Genomic DNA, 17,520 nt, shown 5'->3' with positions numbered 1-17,520 from the left:
ACCAGGCCGGTTCCTGGGGGGCTCGGGCACCGGGTGGGGCCGGGGTGTCGGGGTTCGGGGGGTGGGGGCGGGGCCGCGCGGCGGCGTGCGTGGCGGTGTGGGTCACATGCGGGCCGGGACTCCCGTGAGGGCCGTCACCACCGGGTCCAGGGCCTGGTGTATCTCGTCGCCGACGGAGCGGAAGAAGGGCAGCGGGGCGCCGTAGGGGTCGTAGACCTCGTCCGCCTCGGCCGTCGGGGCCAGGAGCCACCCGCGTAGCGCGGCGGCCGCGCGGACCAGGGCACGCGCGCGCGCCACCACGCCGTCCTCCAGCGGGGGCAGGGTGGCCGGGTCTATCGCCTTCACCAGGCGGGTGAACTCCTTCAGCGTGAAGGTGCGCAGGCCCGCCGAGTGGCCCATGGAGATGACCTGGGCGCGGTGGTCGCGGGTCGCGGTCAGCACCAGATCGGCCATGATCACGTGCTCGTCGAGGAGTTCCCGGCCGACGAAGCCGGAGGGGTCCGCGCCGAAGTCGGCGAGGACCTGCTCCGCGTTGGCCTCCATGGGCGCGCCCTCGTGGCCCCAGGTACCGGCGCTCTCCACGATCAGCGCGCGGCCCAGGATGCCGAGCCGCTGGCTCACGTAATGCCGGGTCAGCCGCTCGGTGATGGGCGAGCGGCACACGTTGCCGGTGCTGACGTGGAGGATCCGGAAGCTGTCGCGCGGAAGCCCCACGAACGTCGTCGTGATCTCCGCCGGGCTTTCCCCGTTGCCTATGCCACGCCCCGCGTCGGGGGACGTCAATTCGCCACCTCGAGGTCGGGTACGACCTTCCGCAGCTCGTCGGCCGACAGGGCGCCCGCACGCAGCAGCACCGGCACCCGGCCGCTGACGTCGACGATCGAGGACGGGACGTTGCCCGGGGTCGGGCCGCCGTCCAGGTACACGGACACCGAGTCGCCGAGCATCTCCTGGGCCGCGTCGCAGTTCTCCGGCGCCGGGTGGCCGGTCAGGTTCGCCGAGGACACCGCCATCGGGCCGACCTCGGTGAGCAGTTCGATGGCGACCGGGTGCAGCGGCATGCGTACGGCGACGGTGCCGCGGGTGTCGCCGAGGTCCCACTGCAGGGACGGCTGGTGCTTGGCGACGAGCGTGAGGGCGCCCGGCCAGAAGGCGTCGACCAGTTCCCAGGCCAGCTCGGAGAAGTCGGTGACGAGACCGTGGAGGGTGTTCGGGGAGCCGATCAGCACCGGCGTGGGCATGTTGCGGCCCCGGCCCTTGGCCGCCAGCAGGTCCGCCACCGCCTCCGAGGAGAACGCGTCGGCGCCGATGCCGTACACCGTGTCCGTGGGCAGCACCACGAGCTCGCCACGGCGGACGGCGGACGCGGCCTCACGCAGACCGGTCGTGCGGTCGGTCGCGTCATTGGTGTCGTATCGCCGTGCCATATCTAGCGGGCCTCCTCGTACACGAAGTACACGTACTGCGGGATCGAAGTGTCGGGCGTGCTCACGGCAGCGCCTTACGCGCGGTGGCGAACCGCGGGCGGTTGTTGAGGTCGGGGTGGTCGGCCGCGTCGGCCCAGCCGCGTTCCTCGGTGAAGATCCACGGCACCTGGCCGCCCTGGGTGTCCGCGTGCTCCACGACGACGACGCCGCCGGGGCGCAGCAGCCGGTGCGCGGTGCGCTCCAGGCCGCGGATCAGGTCCAGGCCGTCCTCCCCGGAGAACAGGGCGAGTTCGGGGTCGTAGTCGCGCGCCTCGGGAGCGACGTACTCCCATTCGGTCAGCGGGATGTAGGGCGGGTTGGAGATGACCAGGTCGACCTGGCCGTCGAGGTCGTGGAAGGCGGTCAGCGCGTCGCCCTGGCGCAGGTCGACGCGGGAGCCCTCCATGTTCTTGCGGGTCCACCGCAGGGCGTCCTCGGACAGCTCCACGGCGTGCACGCGGGAGCGCGGGACCTCCTGGGCGAGGGCGAGTGCGATGGCGCCGGAGCCGGTGCACAGGTCGACGATGCAGGGCTCCACGACGTCCATCGCGCGGACGGCGTCTATCGCCCAGCCGACCACCGACTCCGTCTCCGGCCGCGGCACGAACACGCCCGGGCCTACGTGGAGTTCGAGGTAGCGGAAGTAGGCCCGCCCGGTGATGTGCTGCAGCGGCTCGCGCTGTTCACGCCGGGCGATGACCTCCCAGTAGCGGGCGTCGAAGTCCGAGTCCTTCACGGAGTGCAGCTCGCCCCGCTTCACGCCGTGCACGAACGCGGCGAGTTCCTCCGCGTCGTTGCGCGGCGAGGGCACGCCGGCGTCGGCCAGCCGCTGGGTGGCCTGTGCCACCTCCGCGAGCAGCAGGTTCACGCAAGTCCTCCGTGTCGTACTCGTCCGTGCGTCGTGCGTCTCGTGCGTCTCGTGCGTCTCGTGCGTGTCGTACGTCTCGTGCGTGTCGTACGTCTCGTGCCGTCTCCTGCGTCCGGCGCCCGTGCGCCGCTATGCGGCCGCGAGCTTCGCCGCCGAGTCCGCGTCGACGCAGGCCTGGATCACCGCGTCGAGGTCGCCGTCCAGGACCTGGTCCAGGTTGTACGCCTTGAAGCCGACGCGGTGGTCCGAGATGCGGTTCTCCGGGAAGTTGTAGGTGCGGATCTTCTCGGAGCGGTCGACGGTGCGGACCTGGCTGCGGCGGGCGTCGGCGGCCTCCTTCTCCGCCTCCTCCTGCGCCGCGGCGAGCAGCCTGGAGCGCAGGATACGCATCGCCTGCTCCTTGTTCTGCAGCTGGCTCTTCTCGTTCTGGCAGGAGGCGACGACTCCGGTGGGAATGTGCGTGATGCGCACGGCGGAGTCGGTGGTGTTGACGGACTGCCCGCCCGGGCCGGAGGAGCGGTAGACGTCGATGCGGAGGTCGTTGGGGTTGATCTCCACGTCCACCTCCTCGGCCTCCGGGGTGACCAGGACACCGGCCGCGGAGGTGTGGATACGGCCCTGGGACTCGGTCGCCGGGACCCGCTGCACGCGGTGCACCCCGCCCTCGTACTTCAGGCGGGCCCACACGCCCTGGCCGGGCTCGCTCTGGCCGCGGGTCTTCACGGCGACCTGGACGTCCTTGTAGCCGCCCAGTTCGGACTCGGTGGCGTCGATGATCTCGGTCTTCCAGCCGACCCGCTCGGCGTAGCGCAGGTACATGCGCAGCAGGTCGCCGGCGAACAGGGCGGACTCGTCGCCGCCGGCGCCCGCCTTGATCTCGAGGATGACGTCCTTGTCGTCGCTGGGGTCGCGCGGGACGAGCAGCAGACGCAGCTTCTCGGTCAGCTCCTCGCGCTGCTTCTCCAGCTCCTTGACCTCGGCCGCGAAGTCGGGGTCGTCCGCGGCGAACTCGCGCGCGGTCTCCATGTCGTCGCCGGTCTGCTTCCAGGAGCGGTACGCGGCGACGATCGGGGTGAGCTCGGCGTAGCGCTTGTTCAGCTTGCGCGCGTTGGCCTGGTCGGCGTGGACCGACGGGTCGGCGAGCTTCTTCTCCAGGTCGGCGTGCTCACCGATGAGTTCCTCGACGGCCTCGAACATCTTGGGCTCCTGATACTGCTCGGAAGGGGAAGGCGGGCGACCAAAAACGCCGGTCCAGGCCGCCCCTGGGCAGGGGCACGGCCGTGGACCGGCGGAATGGGGCTCGCTACTTCTTGGAGCCGGCAGCCTTGCCGAAGCGGGCCTCGAAGCGGGCCACACGGCCACCGGTGTCGAGGATCTTCTGCTTGCCCGTGTAGAACGGGTGGCACTCGGAGCAGACCTCGGCCCGGATGGTGCCGGACTCGATGGTGCTGCGGGTGGTGAACGACGCGCCGCAGGTGCAGCTGACCTGCGTCTCGACGTACGCGGGGTGGATGTCGCGCTTCAAGGTGTCTCCTAGGTTTCGGGAGGGCGCCGGGTCGCCGCCGCGGGATGCGACAGGCGTGAACCGGAGCCGACGTACCAGTCTGCCAGGACTGGCGCCATCCCCCAAAACCGGGGGGCGGGCCGTTCTATTCCGCGTGCGATTCACGGCCGGGGCGCGTTGCCGGGTGGTGGGGGCGCCGTCAGCTGACGACGCCGCCGGCCTCGCCGGTGGCCGAGCCCGTGGTGGCGCTCGCGGGGATCGTCCCGTCGTTCTTCAGGGCGTCCCAGACCTGCTGGGCCTTGGCCTTCTCGACGATCACGCGGTTGGGGTTCGCGGGGTCGTAGCGCACCGGCAGGGTGACCATGTGCATGTTCCGGGAGCTGATGCCCTTCATGCCGCCCGCGAAGGACATCAGCCTCTCGACCGAGCCGAGGTCGGAGTCCGCGGTGAGCGCGCTGGTGGCGGTGTCGGCGAGGTCGTACAGCTTCTTCGGGCTGGTGAAGACGCCCAGTTCCGCGACCCGGTCGACGAGCGCCTTGACGAAGGCCTGCTGGAGCTGGATGCGGCCGAGGTCGGAGCCGTCGCCGACGCCGTGCCGGGTGCGGACCAGGCCGAGGGCCTGCGCGCCGTCGAGGGTGTGGGTGCCGGCCTTCAGCCTGAGGTGGCTGTCGGGGTCCGCTATGTCCTTGGTGGTGGTGACCCGGACGCCGCCGAGTTCGTCGATCAGCTTCTCGAAGCCGGCGAAGTCGACCTCGAGGTAGTGGTCCATACGGATGCCGGTGAGGGATTCCACGGTCTTCACCGCGCAGGCGGCGCCCCCGGTGGAGTACGCGGAGTTGAACATCACACCGGAGGCGGCGTCGTGTGTGACGCCTTTGGTGTCGGTGCACTCGGGGCGGTCGATGAGGGTGTCGCGCGGGATGGAGACCACGTCGGCCTTCCGGTGGCCCTTGTGGACGTGCACGACCATCGCGGTGTCCGAGCGGGCGCTGCCGTCGTCCGCGCCGCCGCCGAGCTTGCGGTTCCGGCCGGAGCGGGTGTCCGAGCCGAGGACGAGGATGTTCTCCGAGCCGTTGTCGGCCTTCGGGGGCCGGGCGGTGCCCAGGGCCTGGTCGATGTCGACGCTTCTGATGTTGCCGTTGAGCCTGAAGTAGACATAGCCGGCCCCGGTGCCGCCGAGCACGGCGATGCCCACAGCGGTCCAGGCCATCAGGATCAGTGCTCTGCGGTGCTCGCTGCGTGGCTTGCGGCCCCTGGCGCGGCGGCTGGCGCGGCGGCGTGGGCCGTTCGTGGCGCTCTCACCCTTTATGCCGGACTCCGGCGTGCTCTCGGCGGTCAATGTTCTCCTCGCGTCTCCTCCGGTCGGTTACCCCTTGCTGCCTGGGACAGGCCTGGTCGAAACAACACGTACCGCACCATCGTCACCCCACTGGGGCAGACGGGGAAACCCGGGAAAAGGTTGCGCGACGCACTGTGCCCGGCCTCGGGGAGGCCGGGCGCGGTGGGTGACGTCGTCTACGAGGGTCGACGGGAGTCAATGGGAGTCCACGGGAAGTCAACGGGGAGTCGACGGGGACTGGCCCCGTTCACCCCTCGGGACTCAGCCCCAGATGTCGTACTGCTGGTATCCGCGAAGCCGACCGAGATCCGTGTGGCGAAGATCTCACTGGTCGCCTTGCCGGTGCCCGGGTTCAGGTAGAGCGTGCCGCCGGACGTGCGGGTCAGGAGGTCGGACTTGCCGTCGCCGGTGAGGTCTCCGTGGCCGACCAGGACGTCGTACTGGTTCCAGCCCGAGCTGGAAGCCGACCCTCACGCGGGAGCCGAAGGTGCCGTCGCCCTTGCCCGGGTAGATCCGCAGGTACCCGCTGGAGTCCACCGAGAGCACGTCGGGCAGGTAGTCGCCGGTGACGTCGCCGGGGGTGACGATGCGGGTGCGGGTCTTCCAGCCGGTGGCGATCTGCTTGGTGGCCCACGCCCTGGTCGAGCGGACGTAGTGCGTCCAGTAGCGGTCACCGGTGGCGGAGACCCGGTACAAGAGGCCCTGGATGCCGTCCAAGAAATCGCGAGACGCCCGATGCGCTCCGCTTCTCTCGGCGCAAAAAGGCCGTCTCCTGTCACTCGTGTGACAGGAGACGGCCTGTGAGAAGGCTGTGCCTCAGTCGCCGTTGGGCGTGGGCGTCGTCTTCTGGATCTGCATCAGGAACTCGATGTTCGACTTGGTCTGCTTCATCTTGTCGAGGAGCAGCTCGATCGCCTGCTGCTGGTCGAGCGCGTGCAGCACCCGGCGCAGCTTCCAGACGACGGCGAGCTCCTCGTTGCCGAGCAGGATCTCCTCCTTGCGGGTGCCGGAGGCGTCGACGTCGACGGCCGGGAAGATGCGCTTGTCGGCGAGCTTCCGGTCGAGCTTGAGCTCCATGTTGCCGGTGCCCTTGAACTCCTCGAAGATCACCTCGTCCATGCGGGACCCGGTGTCCACCAGGGCGGTGGCGAGGATGGTCAGCGAACCGCCGTCCTCGATGTTGCGGGCCGCACCGAAGAAGCGCTTCGGCGGGTACAGCGCGGTGGAGTCGACACCACCGGACAGGATGCGGCCGGAGGCGGGCGCCGCGAGGTTGTACGCACGGCCCAGACGGGTGATCGAGTCGAGCAGCACGACCACGTCGTGACCCAGCTCCACCAGGCGCTTGGCGCGCTCGATGGCGAGTTCGGCGACCGTGGTGTGGTCCTCGGCCGGGCGGTCGAAGGTCGAGGAGATGACCTCGCCCTTGACCGACCGCTGCATGTCGGTGACCTCTTCCGGACGCTCGTCGACGAGGACGACCATCAGGTGGCACTCGGGGTTGTTGTGCGTGATCGCGTTGGCGACCGCCTGCATGATCATGGTCTTGCCGGTCTTCGGCGGGGCCACGATCAGACCGCGCTGGCCCTTGCCGATCGGCGACACGAGGTCGATGATCCGGGTCGTCAGCACGCCGGGGTCGGTCTCCAGGCGGAGCCGGTCCTGCGGGTAGAGCGGGGTCAGCTTGTTGAACTCCGGGCGGCCGCGGCCGTGTTCGGGCGCCATGCCGTTGACGGAGTCGAGGCGGACCAGCGCGTTGAACTTCTCGCGCCGCTCGCCTTCCTTGGGCTGGCGGACCGCGCCGGTGACGTGGTCGCCCTTGCGCAGGCCGTTCTTGCGGACCTGGGCGAGGGAGACGTACACGTCGTTCGGGCCGGGCAGGTAGCCGGAGGTCCGGATGAACGCGTAGTTGTCGAGGATGTCCAGGATGCCCGCGACCGGGATCAGGACGTCGTCCTCGGCGACCTGCGGCTCGGCGATCTCGTCACGGCCGCGGCGGCCCCGGCGGTCCCGGTAGCGGCCGCGACGCCCGCGACGCCCGCCCTCGAAGTCGTCGTCGTCCTGCTGCTGGCGGCTGTCCTGACGGCCGGCGCCCTGCTGCTGGCCCTGCTGCTGGCGCTGCCCGCCCTGCTGCTCGTCACCCTTACGGCGGTCACCGCGGTCACCGCGGTCACCGCGGTCACCGCGGTCGCGGTCACCGCGCTCGCCGCGGTCCCGGCCGCGGTCACGGCGGTCGCGGCGGCGGCCCTCGGCGCCGTCACCGGCGTCGCCCTTGGCCTCGCCCTGCTGCTGCGCCGGGGCCGGGGTCTCGGCCTTCGGCTCGCTCTTGGCCTCGGCGGCGACGGTCTCGGCGCCCGCCGGGGCGCCGGCCTCGGCGGTGGCGCGGCGGCGACGGCGCTCCGCGGGGGCCTCGGCACCGGCCGGCTGGCCGGGGATCTCGATCTGCTGCTGGGCCACGGCCTGCTCGGCGGGGGCCTCGGCGGCCTTCTCCGCCTTGGCCGGGGCGGCGGCTTCCTCACCCGTACGGGTCCGGGAGGTGGCGCGGCGCTTGGGCTTGGTCTCGGTGGCGGCCTCGGCCTTCGCCTGGGCGGCACCCCCTCCGGCCTGCGCTTCCTTGATGACCTCGATCAGCTGGCTCTTGCGCATGCGCGCGGTGCCCCTGATTCCGAGGCCGGAGGCGACCTGCTGCAGCTCGGCCAGCACCATGCCCTCGAGGCCGGTACCGCGGCGCCGCCGGGAGCCGGCACCGGTGGCAGGCGCGGAGGCGTCCGTGGCGGGCGCGGCAGCGGTCTCCTCGACACGTGCGCCCATCAGATCGGTGGTGTCGCTCACGAAGGGTCCTTCCCTGGAGCGGACGTCGGCCTGTCTGGCTCGGCGACCGGTTGTGCTGTCCGGCAGTGGTCCTTGCTGTGTGGACCGTGCCGGGGCGGTGGTCCGCCAAAGCGGCGGAGGAAATATCTGGTGATGGCGCTTCCCAAAGCCGTGGCACCGAGTGTCCGTGTCACGTGGCTTGGTCGCACCTGCTCCGGAGCGTGCCCGGCAAGTCGCTCAGTGCCCGCGTACGAGGTACTGCCCACGTACGTCGTACGGAACACAGTGCGGCTTGGGAGGCTCCCGGAAGAATGTCTGTCCCGGACGGGGACACGAGGCACCTCGCCATGGTGGGGTCGGGTGCAGACTTGAGGTTAACACTACCGGATCCAACAAACATTCCCCCTCTCGAAATCCGGCAACCGTGTGTCAGGGCGCGAGCGGCAGCACGCACGCGCCCCGGGCGTCGAGCTCGAGCCGGTTCGCGGCCCAGCCCTCGCCTGCCAGATGAGCCACCTTGTCGGCGTTGTCGGCGTCGACGAGCGCCAGCACGGTGGGTCCCGCTCCGGAGATGACCGCCGGAACGCCGTCCGCCCGCAGCCGCTCCACCAGGGCGGCGCTCTCCGGCATGGCAGGGGCACGGTATTCCTGGTGCAGCCGGTCCTCGGTGGCGGGCAGCAGCAGCTCGGGGCGCCTGGTCAGGGCCTCGACGAGCAGGGCGGCACGGCCCGCGTTGGCGGCGGCGTCGACGTGCGGCACGGTGCGCGGCAGCAGCCCGCGCGCGGTCTCGGTCAGGACCGGCTTTCCGGGCACGAAAACCACCGGAACGATGGAATCGGCGGGCTCCATCCTGATCGCACGGGCGGCGCCGGCCTCCATCCAGGAGAGGGTGAAGCCGCCGAGCAGACAGGCCGCCACGTTGTCCGGGTGACCCTCGATCTCGGTGGCGAGCTCCAGCAGCGCCGCGTCGTCGAGCCTGGACTCGCCGCCTATGGTCACGGCGCGCGCCGCGACGATGCCGGCGCAGATGGCGGCCGAGGAGGAGCCCAGGCCGCGGCCGTGCGGGATGCGGTTGGCGCAGACGATCTCCAGCCCGCGCGGCTGCCCGCCCAGCAGGTCGAAGGCGGTGCGCAGGGAGCGTACGAGGAGGTGGCTCTCGTCGCGCGGCAGCGTCTCGCTGCCCTCGCCCGCGATGTCGATGTGCAGCCCGGAGTCGGCCACCCGGACGACGACGTCGTCGTAGAGCCCCAGCGAGAGGCCGAAGGCGTCGAAGCCCGGGCCCAGGTTGGCGCTGGTGGCGGGGACGCGCACCCGGACGGCGGCGGCGCGGAAGGCGGGACCGGCCATCGCTCGTTGACTCTCCTTGAGCTGCGTGACTGTCGAAGACATTCGATGCGTACGGAAGGGAACCCTCGGGCCGTACGGACGGCGCGGCGCCGTCCATATGCGCGGGCATATGCAGCGGGCGGGTTCGGTACAGCCTATCGAAGGAAGGTTCTGTGACGACATAGGGCGCACAGGAGGCGCACGATGCGTGTCGCAAGCCCCCTGTGCACCCGCGTGCTGTTTGCGCCCGGACCCTGGTGTCAGGGCCCTTTTGCGAGGGCCCTGTGCGAGGGCCCTCGCGCGCAGACGCTTGTGCGAGGGCCCTTACGCGTATGCGAGGACGCTTATGCGAGGCCGAGGCGCTCGGCCGCCGTCACCGCGTCGACGGGGACGGTGACCGGCTGCGGCGCGCCGGCGACCGCCCAGTCGGGGTCCTTCAGACCGTTGCCGGTGACGGTGCAGACGATCCGCTGGCCCGGGTCGACCTTGCCCTGCTCGGCGGCCTTCAGCAGGCCGGCCACGGACGCGGCGGACGCCGGCTCGACGAAGACGCCCTCCTGCGCGGCCAACAGCCGGTAGGCGCGCAGGATCTCACGGTCCGTCACCTCGTCGATGAGGCCGCCCGACTCGTCCCGCGCCGCCAGCGCGTACTGCCAGGACGCCGGGTTGCCGATGCGGATGGCGGTGGCGATGGTCGACGGGTCCTTGACCACCTCGCCGCGCACGATCGGCGCGGAACCGGACGCCTGGTAGCCCCACATGCGGGGGGTCCTGGCGGCCACGCCGTCGGCGGCGTACTCCTTGTACCCCTTCCAGTACGCGGTGATGTTGCCCGCGTTGCCGACCGGCAGGACGTGGATGTCGGGGGCGTCGCCCAGCATGTCGACGATCTCGAAGGCCGCCGTCTTCTGGCCCTCGATGCGCACCGGGTTGACCGAATTCACCAGTGCAACGGGGTAGTTGTCGCTCAGGGCGCGGGCCAGGGTGAGGCAGTCGTCGAAGTTGCCGTCGACCTGGAGGATCTTGGCGCCGTGCACCAGCGCCTGCCCCATCTTGCCGAGCGCGATCTTGCCCCGCGGCACGAGGACGGCCGAGACCATCCGTGCGCGCACGGCGTAGGCGGCGGCGCTCGCCGAGGTGTTGCCGGTGGAGGCGCAGATGACGGCCTTGGCGCCTTCCTCCTTGGCCTTGGAGATGGCCATCGTCATGCCGCGGTCCTTGAAGGACCCGGTGGGGTTGGCGCCCTCCACCTTGAGGTGGACCTCGCAGCCCGTGCGCTCGGAGAGCACCTGCGCGGGCACGAGGGGCGTGCCGCCCTCACGGAGCGTCACGACCGGCGTGGTGTCGGACACCGGAAGCCGGTCCCGGTACTCCTCGATGATTCCGCGCCACTGGTGGGTCATTGCTGGTTACTCTCCTTCAACCCGCATGATGCTGGCGACACCCCGCACGGTGTCGAGCTTGCGCAGCGCCTCGACGGTACCGCTGAGGGCGGCGTCGGAGGCCCGGTGGGTGACGACGACGAGAGAGGCCTCGCCGTCCTTGCCCTGCTGCCGAACCGTATCGATCGAGACACCGTGCTCGGCGAACACGGTGGCCACTTGGGCGAGAACGCCCGGTTTGTCGGCCACGTCGAGACTGATGTGGTAGCGCGTGACCACCTCACCCATGCCCGACACCGGCAGCGCGGCGTACGCCGACTCGCCGGGCCCGGTCGAGCCGCTGAGCCGGTTGCGGCACACGGCCACCAGGTCGCCGAGGACCGCGGAGGCGGTCGGGGCGCCGCCCGCGCCGGGGCCGTAGAACATCAACTGCCCGGAGGCGTCGGACTCCACGAACACGGCGTTGTAGGCGCCGCGCACGGAGGCCAGCGGGTGCGTGAGCGGAATCATGGCCGGATGCACGCGCGCGGTGACCGACTGGCCGTCCCCGGCCCGCTCGCAGATGGCGAGCAGCTTGATGGTGCAGCCCATCTCCCTGGCCGAGCGGAAGTCGGCGGAGGTGACCTCGGTCATGCCCTCGCGGTAGACGTCGTCCAGGCGCACCCGGGAGTGGAAGGCGATCCCGGCGAGGATCGCGGCCTTGGCGGCGGCGTCGTAGCCCTCCACGTCGGCGGTCGGGTCGGCCTCCGCGTACCCGAGGGCGGTGGCCTCGTCGAGGGCCTCCTGGTAGCCGGCGCCGGTGGAGTCCATCTTGTCGAGGATGAAGTTGGTCGTGCCGTTGACGATGCCGAGCACCCGGTTGACCTTGTCGCCGGCCAGGGACTCGCGCAGCGGGCGGATCAGCGGGATGGCGCCGGCGACGGCGGCTTCGTAGTACAGGTCCCGGCCGTGCTCCTCGGCGGCGGCGTGCAGCGCGGCCCCGTCCTGGGCCAGCAGGGCCTTGTTGGCGGAGACCACGGAGGCGCCGTGCTCGAACGCGGTGGTGATCAGCGTGCGGGCGGGCTCGATCCCCCCGATGACCTCGACGACGACGTCGAGGTCGCCGCGTTTGACCAGCGCGGTGGCGTCGGTGGTGACGAGGGAGGGGTCGATGCCGGCGCGGACCTTGCCGGGCCGGCGCACCGCGACACCGGCCAGTTCCACCGGGGCGCCGATGCGGGCGGCGAGGTCTTCGGCGTGCGTCGTCATGATGCGCGCCACCTCTGAGCCGACGACCCCACAGCCCAGCAGCGCCACCTTCAGCGGACGCGTACGCATCATCCGACCTCGTTTCCTCATACCGTCTACGGTTCGACCAGTCTCACTCACCGGACCGGATTTTCTGCCCTTGGTCCGGATTCTGAGACATCTATTTCATTTGTACGGGGGCGGAAGACGAAGATCTTCCCGGAGATCTTCCCGGAGCCCGCTACCGCCCTCCGCCACCGGGTCTGCGGGTCTGTGGGTCCGTGGGTCCGTGGGTCCGTGGGTCTGTGGGTCTGTGGGCTCACCCGACGTCGAGACGCAGCAGATCCTCTTCCGTCTCGCGCCGCACGATCACCCGCGCCTCCCCGTCCTTCACCGCGACGACGGGCGGACGCAGCACGTGGTTGTAGTTGCTGGCCATGGACCGGCAGTACGCCCCCGTCGCCGGCACGGCGATCAGGTCACCAGGTGCGATGTCGGCCGGCAGGAACGCGTCCCGGACCACGATGTCCCCGCTCTCGCAGTGCTTGCCGACGACGCGGGCGAGCATCGGCTCGGCGTCGGAGGTGCGGGAGACCAGGGCGACGCTGTACTCGGCGTCGTACAGCGCGGTGCGGATGTTGTCCGACATCCCGCCGTCGACGGACACGTACGTCCGCAGCCCGTCGAGGGGCTTGATGGTCCCGACCTCGTAGAGCGTGAAGGCGGTCGGCCCGACGATGGCGCGCCCGGGCTCGACGGAGATCCGCGGCGTACGCAGCTTCGCCGCCTCGCACTCCCGCCCGACGATCTCCGTCAGCGCCTTGGCGATCTCGTGCGGCTCGCGCGGGTCGTCGTCGCTGGTGTACGCGATCCCGAGCCCGCCACCGAGGTCGATCTCCGGCAGCTCGACCCCGTGCTCGTCCCGGATGTCCTTCAGCAGCCCGACCACCCGGTGCGCGGCCACCTCGAACCCGGACATGTCGAAGATCTGCGACCCGATGTGCGAGTGGATGCCGATCAGTTCGAGCCCGTCGAGCTGCAGCGCCCGCCGCACGGCCTCGGCCGCCTGACCCCCGGCGAGCGGGATGCCGAACTTCTGGTCCTCGTGGGCGGTGGCGATGAACTCGTGCGTGTGCGCCTCGACGCCGACGGTGATCCGGATCTGCACGCGCTGCCGCTTGCCCAGCTCCCGCGCGATGTGCGCCACCCGCACGATCTCCTGGAAGGAGTCGAGCACGATCCGCCCCACGCCCGCCGCGACGGCCCGGGTGATCTCCGCCGTCGACTTGTTGTTGCCGTGGAAGGCGATCCGGTCGGCGGGCATCCCGGCGGACAGCGCGGTGGCCAGCTCCCCGCCGGAGCAGACGTCGAGGTTCAGCCCCTCCTCGTGCAGCCAGCGCACGACGGCGCGCGAGAGGAACGCCTTGCCGGCGTAGAAGACGTCGGCATCCTGCCCGAACGCGGTACGCCAGGCGCGCGCCCGCGCCCGGAAATCCGCCTCGTCGAGGACGTAGGCGGGCGTGCCGAACTCCTCGGCGAGCGTCTTGACGTCGATCCCGCCGACGGTGACGACACCCTGTGCGTCCCGGGCGACGGTCTGCGCCCACACCTTCGCGTCGAGGGTGTTCAGGTCGGCGGGCGGCGCGGAGTAGTGCCCCTCGGGGAGGACATCGGCGTGACGGGGCCCGGCGGGGTGTGCGGAACGGCTCATGTCTCTTCGTGGGCTTTCTCAGAGGTGTTCGGGTGCGTCGATGCCGAGCAGGGACAGGCCGCCGGCCAGCACCGTCCCGGCGGCTTCGGCGAGCGCGAGCCGGGCACGGTGGGCGGCCGAGGGTTTCTCCGCCCCACGCGGCAGCACGGCGGGCAGAAACGCGAGCACGGCGTCGGCGACGGTGACCAGGTGCCGGGCGAGGCGATCGGGGGCGCGGTGGGACGCGGCGGCCAGGAGGACGCGGGGGTGGTCGGCGAGGGGGGCGGGGACTTCGACACCGGGGAGGGGGCCGGGCTGACTGCGGAAGCCGAGGTCGGCGGCGTTGCGGGTGAGGGCACGGGTGCGGGCGTGGGCATACCGCACCCGAAAGAGGGGATTGCTCTCACGCTGGACGAGCAGATCGGCGGTGATCCGGGGCCGGTCATGGACGGCGGGATGAAGCAGGGCCCAGCGCGCGGCGTCGGCCCCGAGCCGAGCGGGATCCTCGGACGCCGGAACGGGCCGGAGATCGACAGGCTCACCGGCCCCGACCTCGACGACCTTCAGGCGTCCCCCCTGCGAACCGACGATCCGCCCGACCGCATCGGCGACGACGGCGGCCCGCACCTCACGAGGAATGCGCAGCTCGACGACGTCCCCGCCGAGGGCGTCGGAGTGCCCGTACCCCTCCCCAAGCCGCAGAATCTCCTCGACGAGCCCCGCGGAGGCGCTCCGCCGCAGGCACAGATTGAGAAACCCGGGCCCGGTGACAACGACATCGGCGACACCGTCTGTGTCCGCGAGATAGGGCCGCAGGATCTCGGCGACCCGAAGTGGCGGCTGGCTGGCCGGGCGAGCGAGCTGCAGGGCGATGTTGGTGGCGTAGTCCCCCCGCCCACCAGGCCCGGGCGCCCCGACAACGGCACGTGCAGGCACGGCCACGCTCAGCTCCCCCGCGTCCACAGCACGACGTACCGCGCACAGCACGGTACGGGAGAGCTCGCCGGGGGTCACGGGAACAGGGTAGGCGAGGAGGGGGGTGGGAGGGCGACCGGGAATCAACGGGTCCGACATGTGGACACACAGGGGTGACGCCGCCCCTTCCGAGTCCGCCGACCCGTGATCGACCGACCGCCAGCTGACGGCTCGCCGCTCAGCATTCAGCCGCCGGCGCGCCCGGCACGCTCAGCCTCACCGAGACCGAGCGCACGCCCCAGAGCCTCGTCGGAGTCACCATCTCCCGCGGCTCCCCCCGCCCGCCGCCCCTTCTCGATCAACTCGACGACGACACGAACGAGTTCCACGGGGTCGAAGGGCTTGGCGAGGAAGGCGTCGATACCGACGTCGAGACCGCTCTCGATCTCGTACGAGGTACAGGCACTGACGATGGCGACAGGCAGATCACGGGTCCGCGGATCGGCACGCAGCTGGGCGGCGGTGCGCAGACCGTCGAGCCGGGGCATGACGACGTCGAGGGTCACGACATCGGGCTGCACCTCATGGACGACTTCCAGACACTCGGCACCGTCGGCCGCGGTCACGACCTCAAGCCCTTCCAGCTCGAGGTTGACCCTGATCAGCTGCCGGATGACCTTGTTGTCGTCCACAACAAGCACCCGGCCCGAGGCGCCTGGCACAAATCGAGAGTAGGTCGGGACCGGCCACCGCGTCCGGGTTTTGCCCACTTCCACCCCGTGCGGGGGATGCGCGACCGCACGGGCGACGCGACGAAACCCGTTCATGAACACCCCACCGGAGCTGGTAGTGTTCTACCCGTCGAAGCGCACACCGCGCAGCAGACACGCCCCCGTAGCTCAGGGGATAGAGCAACGGCCTCCGGAGCCGTGTGCGCAGGTTCGAATCCTGCCGGGGGCACCCAGCATGAGGTGCCCAAAGACCCCGTCATCAGCGGAAACGCTGAGGCCGGGGTCTTCGCGTATATGCAGGCGTGTGCGGCCCAGGGCGGGCGTATGTCGGGGTCCGTGGACGAGGCGTGGACGGGATCTTGAAGCGTTGTCCCAGGTGAGCCCTGGAGACTGCGAGCACTCGCAGGCGAATGCGGCCCTCTACCCGGCGGGTGCCAAAGGGGCCGCATGCCGTCGACGGGCAATGACAGATGAGTGCACCCGCAACAACCGGCTCAAGGGAGAAAGCCGGGAGCACCAGCAGTCTGACAAAACGCCGATCTAGCTGGTTTGCGACGTTACACTCCGTGCGTTGGCGACGAGCCACAGACCATGCGGAGGGGAAATGAGCGCGAGCGGGACCCGCACTTGTTCTTGGTGCGGCGAGGCAGGGCACGACAAGAGGACGTGCGATGTCTCTCACAACGCTGGGAAGTGCAGCGTGTGCAACTACCACGGGCACGACAAGCGCAACTGCCCGAACAAGTGAGGCAGCAGCACAGGTAGGGCGGGGAGCGAACAAGGCCCCAGACGATGAGTCTGGGGCCTCAGTGTTAGGGCAGGACGCCTCACTCGTACTCGCGCAATAGGTCCTCGATTCGCCGGTTGGCGACGTCCTGCCGTCCGTCGAGGCACTTCGCGTAGCGAGTCAGCAGGACCTCGACACTGTTGCCGGCGCGCTCGGCCACCTCTGTCGGGTCGACCCCGGCGTTGAGCCACGTCGACAGCGCCGAGTGCCGGAGGTCGTACGGCCGACTCGCGAGCGGCGAGGCTGCAACGGTCGGCGGAAGGGCCAGGAGCCGGGCCTCCTGCCACACGCGGTAGTAGGTCGAGGACGGGACGACCGAGCCCTTCTCACTGAAGAACAGCCGCCCGTCATCCGCCGTGCCGAAGGTGGCCAGGTGCTCACGGAGCACGGCGATGAGGTGCGGCGGGATGGGCACCCTCCTGACGTCCTCGGTCGGCCGGTTCTTCAGCCCGCGGTCGTCATGGGTCTCCCCCGAGTCGGTCCACTGCTTGCCGACGGACGGACGTGTCCGGTGGAGCAGCGCCGAGCCCCAGCCTTGCCCGGGAAGGTTCAAGTCTGTCTCGACGAGGCCGACCGCTTCCGCCGGCCGGAGACCGCCGAAGTACATGGCGGCGAACAGACCCACGAGGCGACGACCACGGGCACGCCGGTACCCGCCCACGTAGGAAACCGCCGCCAGCAGGTTCCGTGCTTGCTCCGGGTTGGCGACAACCCGCGGATCGACCTGGTTGGACACCTTCGGCTTCTGCCAGCGGACAGCCGTGATGGGGTTCTCCCGCAGCTCCCCCAGGTCGACGGCGTAATTTGCGGCGTTGACGAGCGTCCGACGCTTGCGCCGCACGGTCTCCGCCGCTGCCGCCGTGCCGTCGAGCTTGAGCTTCAGCGAGTCGAGGACCGCGCGAGCCGTGGCCGGTTCAGCAAGATCGGCGAGCGGCCGGGACGCCTTGGACACCCAGTGGAGAACGTTCCGCACGTCCTCCGGGACTTCCCGGTCATCGGGCCGCGGCAACACGAAGGCCCAGTTGCGCAGTGCTCTGCGGATCATCTCGTCGGACGGCCGTCCAGCACGCTCGTCGAGGAGTTCCAGCGTCACGCTGGTGAGGGCTTCGTTGGTGCCATCCCGTGTGTTGGGGGCGGCATGGGGCCACTTCATGGCGAGGTACCTGAGAGCGAAGGCGTACCACGACACGGCCGACTTCTTCTCTTCCATCGAGGCCGGAAGGCCCGATTCCGTGTCGAACTCCTCGCCGTCACGCATCGCGCGCATGAGCTTCGTGCGGTAGTGGTCGGCAAGCGCCTTGGTCCGGAAGGACTCCGAGAAGACGTTGCCCGCAACAGACCAGCGGACCCCGTACGAGGGTGTCTTGGTGTCCCGCTTACCTCGCGCTTTCACGAGGTGGGCTGTCCGGGTCTTGATCAAATAAGCGGAGAGTGCTCCTGACCTGCAACGATGGGACTTGTCTAGGGTCCTGTT

Annotated in this window: 14 protein-coding genes, 1 tRNA gene and 1 pseudogene; 1 reads left to right on the top strand and 15 read right to left on the bottom strand. The window is 70.5% G+C overall.

Annotated elements, in window-relative coordinates; genetic code table 11:
- Positions 1-102: 102 nt before the first annotated feature.
- From AB0G63_RS23500 to AB0G63_RS23435, 14 genes and pseudogenes are all read right to left on the bottom strand, one after another.
- Complete coding sequence (locus tag AB0G63_RS23500) at positions 103-783, bottom strand: protein-tyrosine-phosphatase (RefSeq protein ID WP_324786204.1); 681 nt, start codon at positions 781-783, stop codon at positions 103-105.
- Complete coding sequence (locus tag AB0G63_RS23495) at positions 780-1,427, bottom strand: L-threonylcarbamoyladenylate synthase (RefSeq protein ID WP_360753480.1); 648 nt, start codon at positions 1,425-1,427, stop codon at positions 780-782. The genes AB0G63_RS23500 and AB0G63_RS23495 overlap by 4 nt, the downstream gene beginning before the upstream one ends.
- A gap of 61 nt (positions 1,428-1,488) precedes the next feature.
- Positions 1,489-2,334, bottom strand: coding sequence for a peptide chain release factor N(5)-glutamine methyltransferase (gene prmC, locus AB0G63_RS23490; protein WP_324786201.1), 846 nt, complete (start codon positions 2,332-2,334; stop codon positions 1,489-1,491).
- A 129-nt stretch (positions 2,335-2,463) separates the two neighbouring features.
- Positions 2,464-3,531 carry a peptide chain release factor 1 gene (prfA, locus tag AB0G63_RS23485; RefSeq protein WP_324786200.1) on the bottom strand — a complete coding sequence of 356 codons (1,068 nt, stop codon included), beginning with the start codon at positions 3,529-3,531 and terminating at the stop codon, positions 2,464-2,466.
- A gap of 106 nt (positions 3,532-3,637) precedes the next feature.
- A complete protein-coding gene (gene rpmE, locus AB0G63_RS23480; RefSeq protein ID WP_030740744.1) occupies positions 3,638-3,859 on the bottom strand; it encodes a 50S ribosomal protein L31 in 222 nt (73 codons plus the stop codon).
- 178 nt (positions 3,860-4,037) lie between these two features.
- Complete coding sequence (locus tag AB0G63_RS23475) at positions 4,038-5,177, bottom strand: LCP family protein (RefSeq protein WP_360753475.1); 1,140 nt, start codon at positions 5,175-5,177, stop codon at positions 4,038-4,040.
- A gap of 261 nt (positions 5,178-5,438) precedes the next feature.
- A pseudogene (locus tag AB0G63_RS23470) lies at positions 5,439-5,891 on the bottom strand (VCBS repeat-containing protein); the annotation flags it as partial.
- A gap of 102 nt (positions 5,892-5,993) precedes the next feature.
- On the bottom strand, positions 5,994-8,009 hold the full coding sequence (rho, locus tag AB0G63_RS23465; RefSeq protein WP_360753473.1) for a transcription termination factor Rho: 2,016 nt from the start codon (positions 8,007-8,009) through the stop codon (positions 5,994-5,996).
- A 408-nt stretch (positions 8,010-8,417) separates the two neighbouring features.
- On the bottom strand, positions 8,418-9,335 hold the full coding sequence (gene thrB / locus AB0G63_RS23460) for a homoserine kinase (protein ID WP_360753471.1): 918 nt from the start codon (positions 9,333-9,335) through the stop codon (positions 8,418-8,420).
- A 323-nt stretch (positions 9,336-9,658) separates the two neighbouring features.
- Positions 9,659-10,717 (bottom strand): threonine synthase, encoded by a 1,059-nt coding sequence (gene thrC, locus AB0G63_RS23455; RefSeq protein WP_360753469.1) that lies wholly within the window; start codon positions 10,715-10,717, stop codon positions 9,659-9,661.
- Positions 10,718-10,723: 6 nt separating this feature from the next.
- Positions 10,724-12,013, bottom strand: coding sequence for a homoserine dehydrogenase (locus tag AB0G63_RS23450; protein WP_360753621.1), 1,290 nt, complete (start codon positions 12,011-12,013; stop codon positions 10,724-10,726).
- Between the two features lie 229 nt (positions 12,014-12,242).
- Positions 12,243-13,634 carry a diaminopimelate decarboxylase gene (gene lysA, locus AB0G63_RS23445; RefSeq protein ID WP_360753466.1) on the bottom strand — a complete coding sequence of 464 codons (1,392 nt, stop codon included), beginning with the start codon at positions 13,632-13,634 and terminating at the stop codon, positions 12,243-12,245.
- Between the two features lie 18 nt (positions 13,635-13,652).
- The gene (gene nrtL / locus AB0G63_RS23440) at positions 13,653-14,627 is read right to left on the bottom strand and encodes an ArgS-related anticodon-binding protein NrtL (RefSeq protein WP_360753464.1); all 975 of its coding nucleotides are present in this window, start codon (positions 14,625-14,627) and stop codon (positions 13,653-13,655) included.
- A 146-nt stretch (positions 14,628-14,773) separates the two neighbouring features.
- Entirely contained in the window at positions 14,774-15,355 is a 582-nt protein-coding gene (locus AB0G63_RS23435; RefSeq protein ID WP_360753462.1) for a response regulator, read from the bottom strand.
- Between the two features lie 61 nt (positions 15,356-15,416).
- Between AB0G63_RS23435 and AB0G63_RS23430 the strand changes: the two genes are divergently transcribed.
- Positions 15,417-15,488 (top strand) — tRNA-Arg (locus AB0G63_RS23430).
- Positions 15,489-16,086: 598 nt separating this feature from the next.
- Here AB0G63_RS23430 and AB0G63_RS23425 read toward each other — a convergent pair.
- Entirely contained in the window at positions 16,087-17,439 is a 1,353-nt protein-coding gene (locus AB0G63_RS23425; protein ID WP_360753618.1) for a site-specific integrase, read from the bottom strand.
- Positions 17,440-17,520: the final 81 nt, after the last annotated feature.

It is taken from the genome of Streptomyces sp. NPDC020996 (genome assembly GCF_040641355.1).
GTDB lineage: Bacteria > Actinomycetota > Actinomycetes > Streptomycetales > Streptomycetaceae > Streptomyces.
This window is presented reverse-complemented; position numbering and strand designations above follow the sequence as displayed.

What these genes read in the sequence shown, in the direction of transcription:
- AB0G63_RS23435 (WP_360753462.1), bottom strand. Translation starts at nt 15,355, where the DNA reads ATGAACGGGTTTCGTCGCGTCGCCCGTGCGGTCGCGCATCCCCCGCAC.
- thrC (WP_360753469.1), bottom strand. Translation starts at nt 10,717, where the DNA reads ATGACCCACCAGTGGCGCGGAATCATCGAGGAGTACCGGGACCGGCTT.
- prfA (WP_324786200.1), bottom strand. Translation starts at nt 3,531, where the DNA reads ATGTTCGAGGCCGTCGAGGAACTCATCGGTGAGCACGCCGACCTGGAG.
- thrB (WP_360753471.1), bottom strand. Translation starts at nt 9,335, where the DNA reads ATGGCCGGTCCCGCCTTCCGCGCCGCCGCCGTCCGGGTGCGCGTCCCC.
- lysA (WP_360753466.1), bottom strand. Translation starts at nt 13,634, where the DNA reads ATGAGCCGTTCCGCACACCCCGCCGGGCCCCGTCACGCCGATGTCCTC.
- AB0G63_RS23450 (WP_360753621.1), bottom strand. Translation starts at nt 12,013, where the DNA reads ATGCGTACGCGTCCGCTGAAGGTGGCGCTGCTGGGCTGTGGGGTCGTC.
- AB0G63_RS23495 (WP_360753480.1), bottom strand. Translation starts at nt 1,427, where the DNA reads ATGGCACGGCGATACGACACCAATGACGCGACCGACCGCACGACCGGT.